Source organism: Pseudomonas fluorescens (assembly GCF_902497895.1).
In the GTDB taxonomy this organism is placed as follows: Bacteria; Pseudomonadota; Gammaproteobacteria; order Pseudomonadales; family Pseudomonadaceae; genus Aquipseudomonas; species Aquipseudomonas fluorescens_BP.
The window spans coordinates 1-17,595 of sequence record NZ_CABVHQ010000096.1 but is presented as its reverse complement, the minus strand read 5'-3'; the positions used below and the strand labels follow the sequence as shown (position 1 = coordinate 17,595).

Below are 17,595 nucleotides of genomic sequence, written 5' to 3'. Positions count from 1 at the left end.
GCTGCCGAATACTGTGGCGAGGGGGCTTGTCGGAACGCCGCACCGCCCCGCTCGGCTGCGCAGCAGTGGTAAAACCGGCGGATGCGTTCTACCTGGAAAACCGCGATTGCCGGTTTTAGGGCCGCTTCGCGACCCAGCGGGGGCAAGCCCCCTCGCCACAGGTAGGGTGTTCGGCCAACGAGATGTGTAGATACCTATGCCCCGTGGGGAGAGGGCTGGGGTGAGGGGTGGATTTCGGATCAGAACGCCGCCACAGGCCATCACTGCTTTTGAAATCGCTGTTTGGCATAACCCTTATTCAAAACCAATCTGCCTGCCAACGGCATTTACTGGCGTTGATCAGCGTCCTATCTGAAGAACCCGCTCGATCGCAACTGGATTTCACACACGCCACGGCATCCGGGTTTGTCGCCGTCAGGCTCTGAGGCTTCACCTTGAAAGGATGGAATCGGCTATGAGCATTTTTCTACGCGGTGTGTTGTTGCTGAAAGTATTGGTGCTGCTGACCCTCGGTACGGCGTCGGCGGCTTGGGCTGAGTGTCAGGAACATGAGGAGCAGGCCTCGAACGGGCACGGGGTGTACAGCGCGCTGATGATTGCAGCGGAAGAAGATGACGACTCGACCACTGACGATCCAGATACCGAAGAGGATGAGGGCGATAGCCAGACATAGAATGTAAATGACGGACAAAAGAAAACCCCTTCTACCAAATTGCTGAGCAATCCAGGAAGAAGGGGTTTGGTCAACTCTGCAACAACGCGCCCCCGTTTACCGGGGCGCGTTTTTTCAGGCCGCGCCGTGGACGAATTGCTCGGCGTAGTGGCAGGCGACCTGGCGACTGTCGAGCAGGCGCAAGGCCGGCTCTTCGGTGCTGCAGCGCTCGGTGGCGTACGGGCAGCGCTTGTGGAAGGCACAGCCGGACGGTGGGTTGAGCGGGTTAGGCAGTTCGCCGACGATCTTGATCTTCGGCTTGTTCGGGTCCGGGTGGATGGTGGGGGTGGCCGACAGCAGCGCTTGGGTGTACGGGTGTAGAGGGCGGCTGTAGATGTCCTCCTTCGGGCCCATTTCCACCGGGCGACCGAGGTACATCACCATCACATCGTCAGCAACGTGTTGCACCACCGACAGGTTGTGGGAAATGAACACGTAGGCGGTATTGAACTCTTTCTGCAAATCCATGAACAGGTTCAGCACCTGGGCCTGAATCGACACGTCGAGGGCCGAGGTTGGTTCGTCCGCCACCAGCACCTTGGGTTGCAGCATCATCGCCCGAGCCAGGGCAATCCGCTGGCGCTGGCCACCGGAGAACATGTGCGGATAACGCTGGTAGTGCTCGGGGCGCAAGCCCACCTGCTTCATCATCGCCTGGACTTTCTCGCGACGTTCGGCGGCGCTCAGTTTGGTATTGATCAGCAGCGGTTCGGCGAGCTGGTCGCCGATTTTCTGCCGTGGGTTCAACGAGGCGTAGGGGCTCTGGAACACCATCTGCACGTCTTTGCGCAGTTGCTTGCGCTGGGCCTTGTTGGCGCCAGTGACTTCCTGTCCGGCGATTTTCAGCGAGCCGGAGGAGGGCTCTTCGATCAGCGTCAGGGCGCGGGCCAGGGTCGACTTGCCGCAGCCTGACTCGCCAACCACAGCGAGAGTCTTGCCGGCTTCCAGTTCGAACGACACGCCGTTGAGGGCGCGAACCAGTGCCGTGCCTTTGAACAGGCCGCGGGATACTTCGTAGTGACGGGTAAGGTCGCGGGCGGTGAGAACGACGCTCATTACGCCACCTCCTGATTCAAGGGGTAGAAGCAGCGGGCGAGGCTGTTGGCTTTAGGGTCCAGGCCTGGGCGTTGCGTGCGGCAGTTGTCTTGCACATAGGGGCAGCGCGGCGACAACAGGCAGCCTTGCGGACGGTCATAACGACCCGGAACGATGCCCGGCAAGGTCGCCAGACGCTCGGCGCCCAGGCTGTGTTCCGGAATCGCCGCCAGCAACGCTTCGCTGTACGGATGCGCCGGCACGTCGAACAGCCCGGGCACTTGCCCGACTTCCACGGCCTGGCCGGCGTACATCACGCATACCCGCTGGGCGGTTTCGGCCACCACGGCCAAATCGTGGGTGATCAGTACCAGGCCCATGTTCTGTTCTTTCTGCAGGTTGAGCAGCAGCTCCATGATCTGCGCCTGGATGGTCACGTCCAGGGCCGTGGTCGGTTCATCGGCGATCAGCAGTTTCGGTTCACCGGCGATGGCCATGGCAATCGCCACGCGCTGGCTCATACCGCCGGACAGTTGATGCGGATAGGCATTCATGCGGCTGGCGGCGCCAGGGATTTCGACCTTCTCCAGCAGTTCGATGGCGCGCTTGCGGGCGTCCTTGCTGGACATTTTCAGGTGCAGGCGCAGCACTTCCTCGATCTGGAAACCCACGGTATAGCTCGGGTTCAGCGCGGTCATCGGGTCCTGGAACACCATCGCCAGGTCCTTGCCGACGATTTTGCGACGCTGGCGGGAGTTGAGCTTGAGCATGTCCTTGCCGTCGAAGACGAGGGAGTCGGCAGTGACGATGCCGGGATGCTCGATCAGCCCCATCAACGCCATCATGGTCACGGACTTGCCGGAACCCGATTCGCCGACGATGGCCAGGACTTCGCCCTTGTCCACGGACAGGTCGAGACCGTCGACCACCGGTACCGCGTTGACGTCGCCAAAGCGCACGTTGAGATTCTTGATTTCTAGCAGTGACATGGGAATCTCCTCAGGCGGCGTTCTTGAGTTTCGGGTCCAGCGCATCGCGCAGGCCGTCGCCCATCAGGTTGATTGCCAGCACGCTGAGCAAAATGGTCAAACCAGGCAGACTCACCACCCACCAGGCGCGTTCGATGTAGTCGCGAGCCGAGGCCAGCATGGTGCCCCACTCTGGAGTTGGCGGTTGTACGCCAAGGCCGAGGAAGCCCAGGGCCGCGGCATCGAGAATCGCCGAGGAGAAACTCAAGGTCGCCTGAACGATCAGCGGTGCCATGCAGTTAGGCAGCACGGTGATGAACATCAGGCGCGGCAGACCGGCACCGGCCAGGCGCGCAGCGGTCACGTAGTCGCGGTTCAGTTCGCCCATCACCGCGGCGCGGGTCAGACGAACATAGGACGGCAGCGAAACGATCGCGATGGCGATCACGGTGTTGATCAGGCCAGGGCCGAGGATGGCGACAATAGCCACGGCCAACAGCAGCGATGGCAGGGCCAGCATGATGTCCATCAGGCGCATGATGGTCGGGCCGAGCACGCGCGGGAAGAACCCGGCGAACAGACCCAACATGATCCCCGGAATCAGTGACATGACCACCGATGACAAACCGATCATCAGCGACAGGCGTGAACCATGGATCAAGCGCGACAACAGATCGCGTCCCAGTTCATCGGTACCGAGCAGAAACTGAATCTGCCCACCTTCGAGCCAGGACGGTGGCGTCAGCAGGAAGTCGCGGTATTGCTCGCTCGGGTTATGCGGTGCGACCCAAGGGGCAAACAGTGCGCAGAACACCACGAGGATCATGAATACCAGGCCGGCGACTGCGCCTTTGTTCCTCGAAAAGGCATGCCAGAATTCTTTGTACGGCGACGGATAAAGCAGGCTTTGGTCGACTGCTACTGAGGTAGTTAGAGTGCTCATTAGTATGCTCTCAGCGCTGATGACGGATGCGTGGGTTGGCAAAGCCGTAGAGGATGTCCACCACGAAGTTGACCAGAATCACCAGGCAGGCGATTAACAGGATGCCGTTTTGCACCACCGGATAATCCCGGGCGCCAATGGCTTCGATCAGCCATTTGCCGATGCCGGGCCAGGAGAAGATGGTTTCGGTCAGAACCGCGCCGGCCAGCAGGGTGCCGACTTGCAGGCCGACCACGGTCAGTACCGGGATCAAGGCGTTACGCAGGCCGTGGACGAACACCACGCGCGCCGGCGACAGGCCTTTGGCCCGGGCGGTGCGGATGTAGTCTTCACGCAGCACTTCGAGCATCGAGGAGCGGGTCATCCGGGCGATCACTGCCAGCGGGATGGTGCCGAGCACGATGGCCGGCAGAATCAAGTGATGCAGGGCGTCGAAGAAGGCTCCGGTGTCATCGGCCAGCAGGGTATCGATCAGCATGAAGCCGGTTCTCGGCTCGATGTCGTAGAGCAGGTCGATCCGCCCGGAAACCGGGGTCCAGCCCAGGGATACCGAGAAGAACATGATCAGGATCAGGCCCCACCAGAAGATCGGCATCGAATACCCCGCCAGGGAGATGCCCATCACCCCATGGTCGAACAGGGATCCTCGCTTCAAGGCGGCAATCACCCCGGCCAGTAGCCCGAGGATGCCGGCGAACAGCAGGGCGGCCATGGACAGTTCCAGGGTCGCCGGGAACAGCGAGGTGAACTCGCTCCAGACGCTTTCACGGGTTCGCAGGGATTCGCCAAGGTCGCCCTGGGCGAGTTTGCCGATGTAGTCCAGATACTGGGCATACAGCGGTTTGTTCAGACCAAGGCGCTCCATTGCCTGGGCATGCATCTCAGGGTCGACCCGACGTTCGCCCATCATGACTTCCACGGGGTCGCCGGGAATCATGCGAATCAATGCGAAGGTCAGCAAGGTGATGCCGAAGAAGGTGGGGATCAACAACCCCACGCGGCGGGCAATAAAACTAAACATCTTCTGGTGTACCTCATCAGCCGGTTAGGCGTGCCCGGCACCGTCAGGATCAACGATGACGGGCGTTTCTTATCTACTTCACCAGGGTGGTAGCGAAGTTATTAGTGGTCAGGGGGCTAATGTAATAGCCCTCGACGTTCTTGCGCATTGCGGTGAACATTTTCGGGTAGGCCATGGGGATCCATGGTTGATCCTGATCGAAAGTCACCAAAGCTTTTTCATAGAGTGCCGCACGTTCTGCCGGATCGGTTCCCGCGCGGGCCCTGTCGATCACGTCCTGGAATTGTTTGTTGCACCAGCGGGCGTAGTTTTCGCCGTTTTTCGCTGCATCGCAACTCAGGTTCGGGGTCAGGAAATTATCCGGATCGCCGTTGTCACCGGCCCAGCCGGCCGAGACCATGTCATGTTCGCCATTCTTGGCGCGCTTGAGCATTTCGCCCCATTCCATGACGCGGATGTCGAGCTTGATTCCGACCCGTGCCAGGTCCGACTGCATCATCTGTGCGCCGAGCAGCGGGTTGGGGTTGGTCACGCCGCCGCCGTTGCGGGTGAACAGGGTCAGCACCGTGCCTTCCGGTACGCCGGCTTCCTTGAGCAACGCGCGGGCCTTGTCCAGGTCGCGCGGCGGGTTTTTCAGTGTGTCGTTGAAGCCTAGCAGGGTTGGCGGATAAGGGCCGGTGCCGACCACGGCATTGCCCTTGCCGTACAGGCTGTTGACGTAGGCTTCCTTGTCGAAGGCGATATTGATCGCCTGCCGGACCCGCACGTCGCTCATGTATTTGCGGGTGGTATTCATGGCGGTGTAGCTGGTGGTCATGGCCGCCAGTTCATCGACCTTCAGGTTCGGGTCGGCCTTGATGCTCGGGATGTCATCGGGTTTTGGATACAACGCGATCTGGCACTCGTCAGCCTTGAGCTTCTGCAGGCGCACGTTGTTGTCGGTGGTGATGGCCAGGATCAGCGGGTCGGCCGGTGGTTTGCCGCGGAAGTAATCAGGGTTGGCCTTGAAGCGCACCTGAGCGTCTTTGGCGTAGCGATTGAAGACGAACGGCCCGGTGCCGATGGGCTTGCTGTTCAGGTCGTTGGTCTTGCCGGCCTTGAGCAGCTGATCGGCATATTCGGCGGAGTAGATCGAGGAGAACGCCATGGCGATGTCGGCCAGGAAGGGCGCTTCGCGGCGGGTCAGGGTGAATACCACGGTGTGGTCATCAGTTTTCTCGACGCTTTTGAGCAATTCCTTGAAACCCATGCTTTCGAAATACGGGAAACCTATGCTCGATTTGTCATGCCACGGGTGTTTCGGGTCCAGCTGGCGCTGGAAACTCCAGAGCACGTCGTCGGCATTCATCTCGCGGGTCGGTTTGAAGTATTCGGTGGTGTGGAACTTGATGCCTTTTCGCAGGTGGAAGGTGTAACTCAGCCCATCCGCGCCGATTTCCCAGGAGTCGGCCAGTGCCGGGATCACTTCAGTGGTGCCGGGCTTGAAGTCCACCAGACGATTGAAGATGGTTTCGGCCACCGCATCGGCGGTGACTGCAGTCGTGTACTGGACCATATCGAAGCCCTCCGGGCTGGCTTCGGTACAGACCACCAAAGGTTTGGCCGAGGCGCCAACAGCGACACTCAGCAATGCGGCGGCAATCGCCACTCGTAACGCCAGCTTTTTCATCAATAACCCCCTGCAAACTGTTGAACCAGAAGCCTGAACGGCTGATTCGTCAACGAATCAGCCGTTCAACTGGTGCTTAGAGAATGTTGAATGGAATGGTGGTGACCAGACGGAACTCGTTGATGCTACCGTCACCCTGGTTTTCGCTGGCGCGGTGAGTGGTGTAGGTCGCGCGAATCCCGGTGGCTTTCAACGGACCGCTCTGCACGGCGTAGGAAGTACCGATGCCGTATTCATAGTGGTGTTCGCCATCCAGGCTGTTCACATCGTAGGCGGTGCCTTTGTAGTGAGTACCGTCAATGCCCCAGCCGCGAGCCTGATAGATGTTGAACTTCAGGCCCGGTACGCCGTATCCGGCCATGTTGATACCGTAAGCGATCTGGAAGGATTTCTCGTTCGGGCCGTTGAAGTCCGAGAGCAAGGAGTTGGCCAGGTAAATGCCGTTGGTTTCATGCAGGTAGTCGAAGTACTCGTTACCGTTAATTTCCTGGTAGGCGAACGTCAGGCTATGAGCCTGGTGAGTCAGACCGAACGACAGGGAGTAGGTGTCGTTGTCGATCTCGCCCATCGATTTTTTGCCTTCATCGACGGTTTTATAGTAGTTCAGGCCGGTGGTCAGGCTCAGGACTGAACTGTCGCCCAGTTCGTGAACGGCGCCGAAGTAGTACTGGTTCCAGAAATCTTCGACATTGGCCGCGTACAGGCTGGTCTTCAGGCTTCTCAGCGGCTGGTAGTTCAGGCCCGCGGTGTGTACATGATCGGTTTCAACGCCGGTGGCGGAATATTCACTGCGGAATTTCGACAGGCTTTGCTCGGTACGAGGCGACACCCGGTCGAAAGTGCCAAGGTCGAACGACAGGTTGTCGAACTCTTCGCTGTGCAGGGTCACACCTTCGAAGCTCGAAGGCAGCGCACGGTTGCCGATCACGTCGACGATCGGGCTGCTGAAATTCTGACGGCCGGCGGTCAGAGTGGTGTTGGAAACCCGCGCCTTGACGTTGGCCAGGCCGAGTTTGCTCCACTGGTCCACGGCATCGCCGTTGTTTTCAGCCAGGGTACGGTTGCCGCCGTTGGCGATGTCCTTGCGGCTGCGGTCCAGGACCAGCGCGTTGTAGGCCGCGACTTCAGTGCTGAAACCCACAGTGCCTTGGGTAAAGCCGGAGCTGTAGTTGAGGATGGTGCCCTGGACCCAGTTGATACGACGCGGGGTGTCTTGGGTCTCACCATGCTTCTGGTAGTGGAAATTACCACCCCGACGCAGCAGTTCATTGGCGTACCAGTTACGGGTAGTACCTGACAGGCTCTGGCCGTCGACGAAGCCTTTGGATTCTGCCTGGGCGTTGGTGCTATTGAGTTGGGTCGGGACGAATTCCTGGCTAACGCTTTCTGCGTAGGCAGTGGCCGTAACGCTGCTGATGGCCAAGGCTAATAGCGCGGTGCTGCTCAGTTTCATGGGGTGAAGCTCCTTACTTTCTTTTTTATGCCGGTCTTTTTTTGGTGATCCGGCTATTGGATTTGAATACGATCAAGCTATCGCAAACGTTTGCTGGCGACAGTTTTGTCGAATTCAGGCTGCACGCCTGCGGGAGAGCGAAATTCGCTCTCCGGGTTCTGGTTACCGGGTTATGGAGTGATGCCGACGCCGGAAAAGACGTTACGCCCGAAGGGGCTGACCTTGAACCCTTCGACTTTGGCGCTCAACGGCTGGTTGACCGTCGAATGGGCGATAGGCGTGATCGGGACCTGCTGCTTGAGCAACTGCTGGGCCTGTTTGTAGAGGACCGTGCGTTGTTCGCGATCAGTCACGATCTTGGCTTGCTTGACCAGCTTGTCGTATTGGGGATCGCACCACATGGAGTAGTTGTTGCCACCAATCGCGTCACAGCTGTAGAGGGTGCCGAGCCAGTTGTCTGGATCACCATTGTCGCCGGTCCAGCCGATCAGGCTGACGTCGTGTTCGCCGTTCTTGGTGCGCTTGATGTACTCGCCCCATTCATAGCTGACGATCTTGACCTTGAGCCCTATCTTCGCCCAGTCGGACTGCAGCATTTCAGCCATCAGTTTGGCGTTGGGGTTGTAGGGGCGTTGCACCGGCATGGCCCAGAGGGTGATCTCGGTGCCTTCCTTGACCCCGGCCGCCTTGAGCAGCTCCTTGGCTTTTTCCGGGTTGTAGGCGACGTCCTTGATAGTCTCGTCATAGGACCATTGGGTGGGCGGCATGGCGTTGACCGCCAGTTGCCCGGCGCCCTGGTACACCGCGTTGAGGATGCCTTGCTTGTTCACCGCCATGTCCAGCGCCTGACGCACTTCGAGCTGGTCGAAGGGTTTGTGCCGCACGTTGTAGGCGATGTAGCCAAGGTTGAAACCGGGCTTCTCGATAAGCTGCAGTTTCGGGTCTTTTTTCAGCGCCTCGACGTCGGCCGGGCGCGGGTGCAGGGTGATCTGGCATTCACCGGCCTTGAGCTTCTGCACGCGCACCGAGGCGTCGGTGTTGATCGCGAAAATCAGCTGATCGAGCTTGACCCGGCTCGGGTCCCAATACTGTTTGTTGCCGGCGTAACGGATCTGCGAGTCCTTCTGATAGCGCTGGAACACGAAGGGGCCGGTACCGATCGGCTTCTGATTGATGTCGCTGGGTTTGCCGGACGTGAGCAACTGATCAGCGTATTCGGCCGAGAGGATCGAAGCAAAACTCATGGCGATGTTCTGGATGAAGGCGGCATCTACGCTGTTGAGCGTCATCACCACGGTCAGCGGCCCGGTCTTTTCGACCTTGGCGATATTCTTGTTCAGGCTCATCCCGTTGAAATACGGAAACTCGGTCGGGTAAGCCTTACGGAACGGCTGCTCGGGATTGAGCATACGGTTGAAGGTGAACAGTACGTCATCGGCGTTGAAGTCGCGGCTAGGTGTGAAGTACTTGGTTGTGTGAAATTTCACCCCTTCGCGCAGATGAAAAGTGTATGTCAGACCGTCCTCGGAAATATCCCAGCGGGTAGCCAGGCCAGGGACGACACTGGTCGCGCCTTTTTCGAACTCGGCCAGACGGTTGTAGATCGGTTCGGCGGCATCGTTGTCGGTTGCAGTGGTGTACTGCGCGGTGTCGAAGCCCGCCGGGCTGCCTTCGGAGCAAAACACCAGGCTGTTGCTGGCGGCCTGGCTGATCGATGCGCCGGCCAATAGGCCGGTGCCTAGTAATGCGGATAAAACCAAGGAATGACGCATGACGCTCCCCTCTTCTTTATTGTTTTTTGCTCAATGAATCTCCCCGCCCGGGGACAGGAAGAGATCATGGACCCCAAGTCATCGCGTGCAGCAATGCCAGCCAAAAGCGCAGGACTGCCATGCCCGGACGGTATGAGTCGCAAGCTGGCTGGTAAATGCGAATAGCCTTAAAGGCGCGTAGGAAAAGTCGACGCGTCCTAGAACCGCTGCGGTAGTGCGCAGCGGTTTTGGATGTAGGCAAATTCCTGCAGCCTTGGCGGATCAAGCAATGGCGACGTCAGGGACGCCGCCGTTGCCAGACCTTATTTGCTGACGCTGACGCCGTAGAAGGAGTTCAAGCCAAACGGGCTGATCTTGAAGTCCTGCACAGTCGTGCGCATGGGTTGGAACACCGTCGAGTGAGCGATAGGTGTCATTGGAACCTGGTCTTTGAGGAGGTGTTGCGCCTGCTTGTACAGTTCGGTGCGCTTCGCCTGGTCAGGTGTCTTCTTGGCATCTTTGACGAGCTTGTCAAAGTCCTTGTTGCACCATTTGGAGAAGTTGTTACCGGCCAGGGAGTCGCAGCCGAACAGTACGTTGAGCCAGTTGTCCGGGTCACCGTTGTCGCCGCTCCAGCCGATGATCATCGCCTGGTTCTCGCCGCCCTTGGAACGCTTGATGTACTCGCCCCATTCGTAGCTGACGATGTTGACGTTCAGACCGATTTTCTTCCAGTCCGACTGCAGCATTTCAGCCATCAATTTTGCGTTCGGGTTATACGGACGCTGAACCGGCATGGCCCACAGAGTGATCTGGGTACCTTCCTTGATGCCTGCTTCCTTGAGCAGCTCTTTGGCTTTCTCAGGGTCGTATTTGGCATCTTTGATGGTGGTGTCATAGGACCACTGGGTTGGCGGCATGGCGTTGACGGCCAGTTGGCCGGCGCCCTGGTATACCGAATCGATGATCTGTGGCTTGTTCACCGACATGTCCAGCGCCTGACGGACCCGCAGGTCGGCCAATGGGTTGTTGTCGGTGCGACCCTTGAGCACGGGCATTACGTTATAAGCGATGTAACCCAGGTTGAAACCGGCCTGTTCCGGCAGCTTCAGGGTCTTGTCTTCGCGCAGTGCCTTAAGGTCGGCCGGACGCGGGAAGAGGGTGATCTGGCACTCGTTTTTCTTCAGCTTCTGGATACGTACCGATGGGTCGGTGGTGATGGCGAAGATCAGGTTGTCGATCTTGACGTCTTCAGGTTTCCAGTAGTCCTTATTGCCGGTGTAGCGGATGTTGGAGTCTTTCTGGTAGCTCTTGAACACGAACGGGCCAGTGCCGATCGGCTTCTGGTTGATGTCGCCTGGCTTGCCTTCCTTGAGCAGCTGGGCGGCGTACTCGGCGGACTGGATCGAGGCGAAGCTCATGGCCAGGTTCTGGATGAAGGCAGCATCAACACTGTTCAGCACGAACTTGACAGTGTGATCGTCGACTTTCTCGACCTTGGCAATGTTGGTATCCATGGCCATGTCGGTGAAGTACGGGAATTCGGTCGGGTACGCTTTGCGGAACGGGTCATCCTTGTTAATCATGCGATTAAAGGTGAACAGCACGTCGTCGGCGTTGAACTCACGAGTCGGTTTGAAATACGGGGTGGTGTGGAACTTGACGCCTTCACGCAGGTGGAAGGTGTAAGTCAGCACGTCCGGGGAAATGTCCCAGCTGGTTGCCAGACCCGGAATAACAGCGGTGCCGCCGCGCTCGAACTGAGTCAGACGGTTGAACATGGTTTCTGCAGAGGCGTCGAAGTCGGTTCCGGTAGTGTACTGACCAGGATCAAAGCCGGCCGGGCTCCCTTCGGAGCAGAACACCAGGTTAGTCGCCGCTTGGGCGAATGGTGCGCTAGCTAACAAGCCTGCGCCGACTAAAAACGGAATGACCGCGTGTTTGAGCATGGTGGCCTCATGATTTGTTGTCATTTTTGGAATAGAGGACGACCTCGTGAGTCGTGCCTGCGGATACTTATGCAGGGCCCATACCCAATGCAAGATCCAGAATGGCTACAGGCGTTAAACAGTGGCACGAACGTACAGGAATGTCGCATCAGTGTAAGTATTGACGCATTTGACCGTTTGCGCGGGGTTTTTTCGGTGCATTTGGTGCGCTACAAGGGGGCGGTGGATTGTAGGTCGCACCTGATGGGGGCGTAGGGTGTTACTTATAGATACCTGCCCCGTAGGAGCTGCCGCAGGCTGTGATCTTTTGATCTTGATCATGATCTGGTGGGAGCGAGCCTGCTCGCGATAGCGGCCTGACTGCCAGCCTGTCTCTTGCGGATGTACCCATATCCATTGTGGGAGCGGCGGTGCGGCGATCCGACTTGCTCGCGAAGGCGGCCGACCGGCCGGTCTGTTTGTGGGAAGGTACGCGTTCCCCTCATGAAATGGTTACGCCAACAAGGATCAAAAGATCGCAGCCTGCGGCAGCTCCTACGGAAAGCGCTGTAGGTCGAGGCTGTGGTGGCGAGTTTTCCGACGGGTTTTGGCGGTTGCGTTGGGTTTGGGCTGGCGTCTAATCTTTGGCCATCGCTGCAGATTGGCGATCAGGTGTGGGATCCTGAAAACAAGTAGGCGCATAGCCTCACCACCATAACGGCAAGTGATGGCTCCATTTTGATTCGGAGCATATACATGGACAAGATTATTCCAGAGCACGCCTTCAATATAGCTACGCCCATTTCCGATGCCCAAAAAGCCGAAGACCTGCTCAAGGACCGCGCCGCAGCCGACCGAGCCCTTGATCATTACCTTTCGCCACCACTCGACAAGTCCAGACTTCCTGACACCCCGCTGATCAATATCTTCACGGTTGCCTCCAACCTCGATACCGAGACGCTACTGGCCAACGCTTCCGAGACGCTCGCCAGTGCCAATGCCATTGCCAGCGATCTGGCCTTCGATCTTGAAGACTCGCGTCGGAGTGTGGTGTTGGGGGTTTACCAGATGATCGAGTTGAGCAAGCTGTTGGTGGATAAGGCTTTGGATCAGGTGGGTCAGGGGTGCCGGGTCAATCTGTAGTGGGTGGTGTGTCAGTTGAACATTGGCTGAATTGAAGGCCCAATCGCGAGCAAGCTCGCTCCCACAATGGTTCTGCATGAGGTCACATTTATGTGATCAGCACAGAAACAATGTGGGAGCGAGCTTGCTCGCGATGACGGTGGCACAGTCAGAACAAGACTGACTGGCACATCATTGCTTAAGGCATCAACACTTCAATCGACCCATCGGCCGTCATGCTGACCTGGCTGGTGCCGGCTTCGATTTCCGGGGTCACCGGCGCTGAATCCAGGCTGGCGCCTTTCATCATGCTGGGGCCGCGCATGTAGGGTTGCGGGTAGCCGTTGCTGTTGAGGTTCAGGTTGACGATTTTGTAACTCTTGCCGCCCAAGGCCTCGGTGGCCAGTTGGGCGCGGGCCTTGAAGGCGCCGACGGCTTCTTTGAGCAAGGTATCTTCGCTGGCCTTGCGGGTCGGGTCGGCGATGGCGAAATCCATGCCGCCCATTTTCAGTTCGGTCAGCAGTTCGCCGGTCAGCTTCGACAAGGCCGCAAAGTCCGAGCTTTCCAGGCGCAGTTCGGCGCGTTCGCGCCAGCCGGTGATTTTCTGGCCCTTGGTGTCGTAGATCGGGTAGCTGTTGCGGCTGCCCTGGCGCAAGGTCACTTCCTTGACCTGTTTGGCCTGGGCCAGGGCCTTGTTCATGGTGGTGCTGATGTCCGCGGCGAGTTTGGCCGGGTCGGTGTTCTGCTCTTCGCTGTAGAGGGTCACGATCATCAGGTCGCGAGGCACTTCCTGGCTGACTTCCGCGCGCAGGGAAATCTGGTTGTAATGAAGCTCGTCGGCGGCCAGTGCCGGCAGGCTGGCGAGGGTGCCGACGCTGAGAGCAAGAAGGGCGGCGCTGCGGCTGAGTGTGTGCATGGAATCTCCTTGAGTGCGGTCCGCAGGGATTAGGGGCCGAACCTGCGTGAAACCATCAGACTCTAGCTTTTAATATTCGGTTCACCCAATTACAACTTCGATACACATCAACCCCAAGACGAACGTGCTATTCGTAGCAGCGGGCGAAGCCTGCGTTCGGCCGCGTAGCGGTCGCAATCCGGTAGATGCGTTCTACTTGAAAGAACAAGGTTGCAGATTTTACGATCGCTTCGCGCTCGAACGCAGGCTACGCCAGCTGCTACGGCAGATGCCATGTCCGCGAAGACCCATTTGCCATGTGGCCGTTTGCCGCAGTTTGCCTGTGGAAGCCGCGGCGTGGTTATACTCGTCGCGATCCGCCTGGAGCGCTCATCAGGAGAGCTCATGCTCGCCCCCGTTCAACTGCTTTCCGCCACTCGCCAGAACCTTTGGCGTCTGACCTTCATTCGCACCTTGGTACTGGCCGCTCAAGCCGGTTCGGTGGGGCTTGCCTACTGGTTCGATCTGCTGCCCTTGCCCTGGCTGCAACTGGCGATAACCCTCGGGTTTTCCATGGTGCTCTGTGCCTTGACCGCCATTCGCCTGCGCACCTCGTGGCCGGTGACAGAGCTGGAATATGCCGTGCAACTGGCCTGTGATCTGTTTATCCACAGCGCCTTGCTGTATTTCTCCGGTGGCTCGACCAACCCCTTCGTCTCCTATTATCTGGTGCCGCTGACTATTGCTGCGGTGACGTTGCCCTGGCGCTATTCGCTGATACTCTCCGGCATTGCCCTGGCGCTCTACACCCTGCTGCTGGCGCAGTTCTACCCGCTGGAGACGTTCCCGATCGCCCGGGAAAAGATGCAGATCTACGGCATGTGGCTGAGCTTTGCCCTGGCCGCGGCAGTGATTACCTTTTTCGCGGCGAAGATGGCCGAGGAGCTGCGGCGTCAGGAAGAGTTGCGGGCAATCCGCCGCGAAGAGGGCCTGCGCGATCAACAATTGCTGGCCGTGGCCACGCAGGCCGCCGGTGCTGCCCATGAGTTGGGTACACCCTTGGCGACCATGAGCGTGCTGCTCAAGGAGATGCGCCAGGATCATCACGACCCGCTGCTGCAGGACGATTTGAGCGTGCTTCAGGACCAGGTCAAGCTGTGCAAGGAGACCTTGCAGCAATTGGTCCGCGCCGCTGAAGCCAATCGTCGGCTGGCGGTGGACATGCAGGATGTCACCGACTGGCTCGACGAAGCCCTGAACCGCTGGCACCTGATGCGTCCGGAGGCCAGTTATCGCCTCCAGCGCCTGGGCCAGGGCACAGTGCCACGCATGGCGCCGCCGCCGGACCTCACCCAAGCGCTCCTGAATTTGCTCAACAACGCCGCCGATGCCTGCCCCGAAGGGTTGCAGGTTACCCTGGACTGGAATGTCGAGGACCTCACCATCAGTATTCGCGACCACGGTGCCGGTGTGCCGCTGGCGATTGCCGAGCAGATCGGTAAACCGTTTTTTACCACCAAGGGCAAAGGTTTCGGCCTGGGCCTGTTTTTGAGCAAGGCCAGCGTGACACGCGCCGGCGGCTCAGTGAAACTCTACAGTCATGAGGAAGGTGGCACGCTTACCGAGCTGCGCCTGCCCCGTGTTGCCCGAGGAGACGAACATGAGTGACGAGATCCAAGTCGAAGGCGAAGAACTGCCGCATTTATTGCTGGTAGACGACGACGCTACCTTTACCCGCGTCATGGCGCGCGCCATGAGCCGCCGCGGTTTTCGCGTGAGTACCGCGGGTTCCGCCGAAGAAGGCCTGAGCATCGCCCAGCAGGACATTCCGGATTACGCTGCGCTGGACCTGAAAATGGACGGCGACTCAGGGCTGGTGCTACTGCCCAAGCTGCTCGAACTCGATCCGGAGATGCGCGTGTTGATCCTGACCGGCTATTCGAGCATCGCCACCGCTGTCGAAGCGATCAAGCGCGGCGCCTGCAATTACCTGTGCAAACCGGCGGACGCCGATGACGTGCTGGCCGCGCTGCTTTCCGAGCACGCCGACCTCGACACCCTGGTGCCGGAAAACCCGATGTCGGTGGACCGTCTGCAATGGGAGCACATCCAGCGCGTGCTGACCGAACACGAAGGCAACATTTCCGCCACTGCCCGCGCCCTGGGCATGCACCGCCGCACCCTGCAGCGCAAACTGCAGAAGCGTCCGGTTCGCCGCTGAACGGATATCTCCAGACTCGCGACAACCCGAACCGATCAACTATGATCGGTTCGAAGCGTGTTCTTTACCCTATCGAGCCTGAACAATGAATCAGAACGCTGAATATTCCGCGGTCAATGATGCTGTGCGTGGGCAGTTTTTGCGGCGGGTCTGGAAGATGACCACGCCGTACTGGCGCAGTGAGGAGAAAGGCAAGGCCTGGACGCTGTTAATTGCGGTGATCGCGCTGTCGTTGTTCAGCGTGGCGATCTCGGTGTGGATCAACAGTTGGTACAAGGACTTCTACAACGCCCTGCAACAGAAGGACGAAGCGGCATTCTGGCAACTGATCCTGTATTTCTGCGGGATCGCCGCGGTAGCGATTCTCGGCGCGGTGTATCGGCTGTACCTGACCCAGATGCTGAGCATTCGCTGGCGGGCCTGGCTGACCGAGCAGCATTTCAGCCGCTGGCTCGGTCACAAGAATTACTACCAGTTGGAGCGGGGCGGCTACACCGATAACCCGGACCAGCGGATCTCCGAAGATCTCCACAGTTTCACCACCAACACCCTGGACCTTGGGCTCGGGCTGATCCGCACCGTGGTCAGTCTGGTCTCGTTTTCGATTATCCTCTGGGGGGTGTCTGGCAGTATCGAAGTCTTCGGTTACACCATCCCCGGTTATATGTTCTGGTGCGCGCTGGTGTACGCGGTGGTCGGCAGTTGGCTGACTCACTTGATTGGCAAGCGCTTGATCAACTTGAACAACCAACAACAACGCTTCGAAGCCGACCTGCGTTTTTCCATGGTCCGGATTCGTGAAAATGCCGAAAGCATTGCGCTGTATAACGGCGAACCGAACGAGAACAAGCGCTTGAGCAGCCGTTTCGGCATGGTCTGGCACAACTTCTGGGACATCATGCGGGTGTCCAAACGCCTGACATTCTTCACCGCCGGTTACGGGCAGATCGCAATCATCTTCCCGTTCATTGTTGCTGCGCCGCGCTATTTCAGCGGCAAGATCCAGCTCGGCGAGCTGATGCAAATCAACTCGGCGTTTGGCAACGTTCAAGAGAACTTCAGTTGGTTCATTACCGCATATTCCGACCTCGCGGCGTGGCGCGCCACCTGCGACCGCTTGTTGAGCTTCCGTCAGGCCATGACCGACAACGAAAGCCGGCCTCCGGAGATCGATGTACAGAGTCAGGGCAGTGAGCTGAAAGTGCACAACCTGGGGCTGGATCTGGCCGACGGCCGTCACTTGCTGACCAACGCCAACATGAGCGTTGCGGCGGGTGAGCGACTGATGCTCAGCGGCCGTTCCGGTAGCGGCAAAAGTACCTTGCTGCGGGCCATGGGCCGGCTCTGGCCGGACGGTCACGGCAGTATCCGCGTGCCAGCCCAGCGTTATCTGTTCCTCCCGCAGAAGCCTTACCTGCCGATTGGCAGTCTGCGGGAAGCCTTGAGTTATCCACAGCCGGGGGACGTTTACCCTCACGAGCGTTACGTGCAAGTGCTGGAAACCTGTCGCTTGCCGCACCTGATCCCGCGCCTGGACGAGAGCAATCACTGGCAGCGCATGCTGTCACCGGGTGAACAGCAACGCCTGGGCTTTGCCCGCGCGATGCTCTATGCACCGCAATGGCTGTACATGGACGAGGCCACCTCGGCGATGGACGAGGAGGATGAAGCGGTGCTCTATCAAGCCTTGATCAACCAGCTGCCGGGCCTGAGCATCGTCAGCGTCGGACATCGCAGCAGCCTCAAGCGTTTCCACCCAAGGCATGTGCGCATCGAGGGCGGTCACCTGGTCGAGCAAACCGTGACAGCTGCGTAGGCGCTGCACCTCGGTCCGACAGAATGCCTCTATGTAGGAGCTGCCGCAGGCTGCGATCTTT

14 protein-coding genes are annotated in these 17,595 nt (G+C 58.9%); 5 read left to right on the top strand and 9 right to left on the bottom strand.

All coding sequences use genetic code 11. The features are described from left to right. The first annotated feature begins 454 nt into the window (after positions 1-454). Positions 455-673 carry a hypothetical protein gene (locus tag F8N21_RS28225; protein ID WP_150645260.1) on the top strand — a complete coding sequence of 73 codons (219 nt, stop codon included), beginning with the start codon at positions 455-457 and terminating at the stop codon, positions 671-673. Between the two features lie 114 nt (positions 674-787). Here F8N21_RS28225 and F8N21_RS28220 read toward each other — a convergent pair whose 3' ends face one another. From F8N21_RS28220 to F8N21_RS28185, 8 genes are all read right to left on the bottom strand, one after another. Further along, entirely contained in the window at positions 788-1,768 is a 981-nt protein-coding gene (locus F8N21_RS28220) for a peptide ABC transporter ATP-binding protein (protein ID WP_150645259.1), read from the bottom strand. Then, positions 1,768-2,736 carry an ABC transporter ATP-binding protein gene (locus tag F8N21_RS28215; protein WP_150645258.1) on the bottom strand — a complete coding sequence of 323 codons (969 nt, stop codon included), beginning with the start codon at positions 2,734-2,736 and terminating at the stop codon, positions 1,768-1,770. The genes F8N21_RS28220 and F8N21_RS28215 overlap by 1 nt, the downstream gene beginning before the upstream one ends. Positions 2,737-2,746: 10 nt before the next feature. After that, positions 2,747-3,658 (bottom strand): ABC transporter permease subunit, encoded by a 912-nt coding sequence (locus F8N21_RS28210; RefSeq protein WP_150645257.1) that lies wholly within the window; start codon positions 3,656-3,658, stop codon positions 2,747-2,749. 10 nt (positions 3,659-3,668) lie between these two features. Further along, complete coding sequence (locus F8N21_RS28205; RefSeq protein ID WP_150645256.1) at positions 3,669-4,679, bottom strand: ABC transporter permease subunit; 1,011 nt, start codon at positions 4,677-4,679, stop codon at positions 3,669-3,671. Between the two features lie 73 nt (positions 4,680-4,752). Continuing rightward, positions 4,753-6,348: an ABC transporter substrate-binding protein gene (locus F8N21_RS28200; RefSeq protein ID WP_150645255.1), complete on the bottom strand. Its 1,596-nt coding sequence runs from the start codon at positions 6,346-6,348 to the stop codon at positions 4,753-4,755. Positions 6,349-6,424: 76 nt separating this feature from the next. Beyond that, on the bottom strand, positions 6,425-7,801 hold the full coding sequence (locus F8N21_RS28195; RefSeq protein WP_150645254.1) for an OprD family porin: 1,377 nt from the start codon (positions 7,799-7,801) through the stop codon (positions 6,425-6,427). 170 nt (positions 7,802-7,971) lie between these two features. Continuing rightward, complete coding sequence (locus F8N21_RS28190; protein ID WP_150645253.1) at positions 7,972-9,573, bottom strand: ABC transporter substrate-binding protein; 1,602 nt, start codon at positions 9,571-9,573, stop codon at positions 7,972-7,974. Positions 9,574-9,875: 302 nt separating this feature from the next. Further along, on the bottom strand, positions 9,876-11,501 hold the full coding sequence (locus F8N21_RS28185) for an ABC transporter substrate-binding protein (RefSeq protein ID WP_150645252.1): 1,626 nt from the start codon (positions 11,499-11,501) through the stop codon (positions 9,876-9,878). Positions 11,502-12,236: 735 nt separating this feature from the next. On the opposite strand from F8N21_RS28185, the gene F8N21_RS28180 reads away from it, so the two are divergent. Beyond that, on the top strand, positions 12,237-12,623 hold the full coding sequence (locus F8N21_RS28180; protein ID WP_150645251.1) for a DUF6124 family protein: 387 nt from the start codon (positions 12,237-12,239) through the stop codon (positions 12,621-12,623). A 178-nt stretch (positions 12,624-12,801) separates the two neighbouring features. Here F8N21_RS28180 and F8N21_RS28175 read toward each other — a convergent pair whose 3' ends face one another. After that, on the bottom strand, positions 12,802-13,518 hold the full coding sequence (locus F8N21_RS28175) for an SIMPL domain-containing protein (RefSeq protein ID WP_150645250.1): 717 nt from the start codon (positions 13,516-13,518) through the stop codon (positions 12,802-12,804). Between the two features lie 384 nt (positions 13,519-13,902). Between F8N21_RS28175 and F8N21_RS28170 the strand changes: the two genes are divergently transcribed. The 3 genes from F8N21_RS28170 (at position 13,903) to F8N21_RS28160 (ending at position 17,534) form a co-directional block, all read left to right on the top strand. Then, positions 13,903-15,165, top strand: a complete 1,263-nt coding sequence (locus F8N21_RS28170) for an ATP-binding protein (RefSeq protein ID WP_150645249.1) — start codon at positions 13,903-13,905, stop codon at positions 15,163-15,165. Next, positions 15,158-15,718 (top strand): response regulator transcription factor, encoded by a 561-nt coding sequence (locus F8N21_RS28165; RefSeq protein WP_150645248.1) that lies wholly within the window; start codon positions 15,158-15,160, stop codon positions 15,716-15,718. Before F8N21_RS28170 ends, F8N21_RS28165 begins: the two co-directional genes overlap by 8 nt. A gap of 85 nt (positions 15,719-15,803) precedes the next feature. Then, complete coding sequence (locus F8N21_RS28160; protein ID WP_150645247.1) at positions 15,804-17,534, top strand: ABC transporter ATP-binding protein/permease; 1,731 nt, start codon at positions 15,804-15,806, stop codon at positions 17,532-17,534. Positions 17,535-17,595 lie beyond the last annotated feature (61 nt).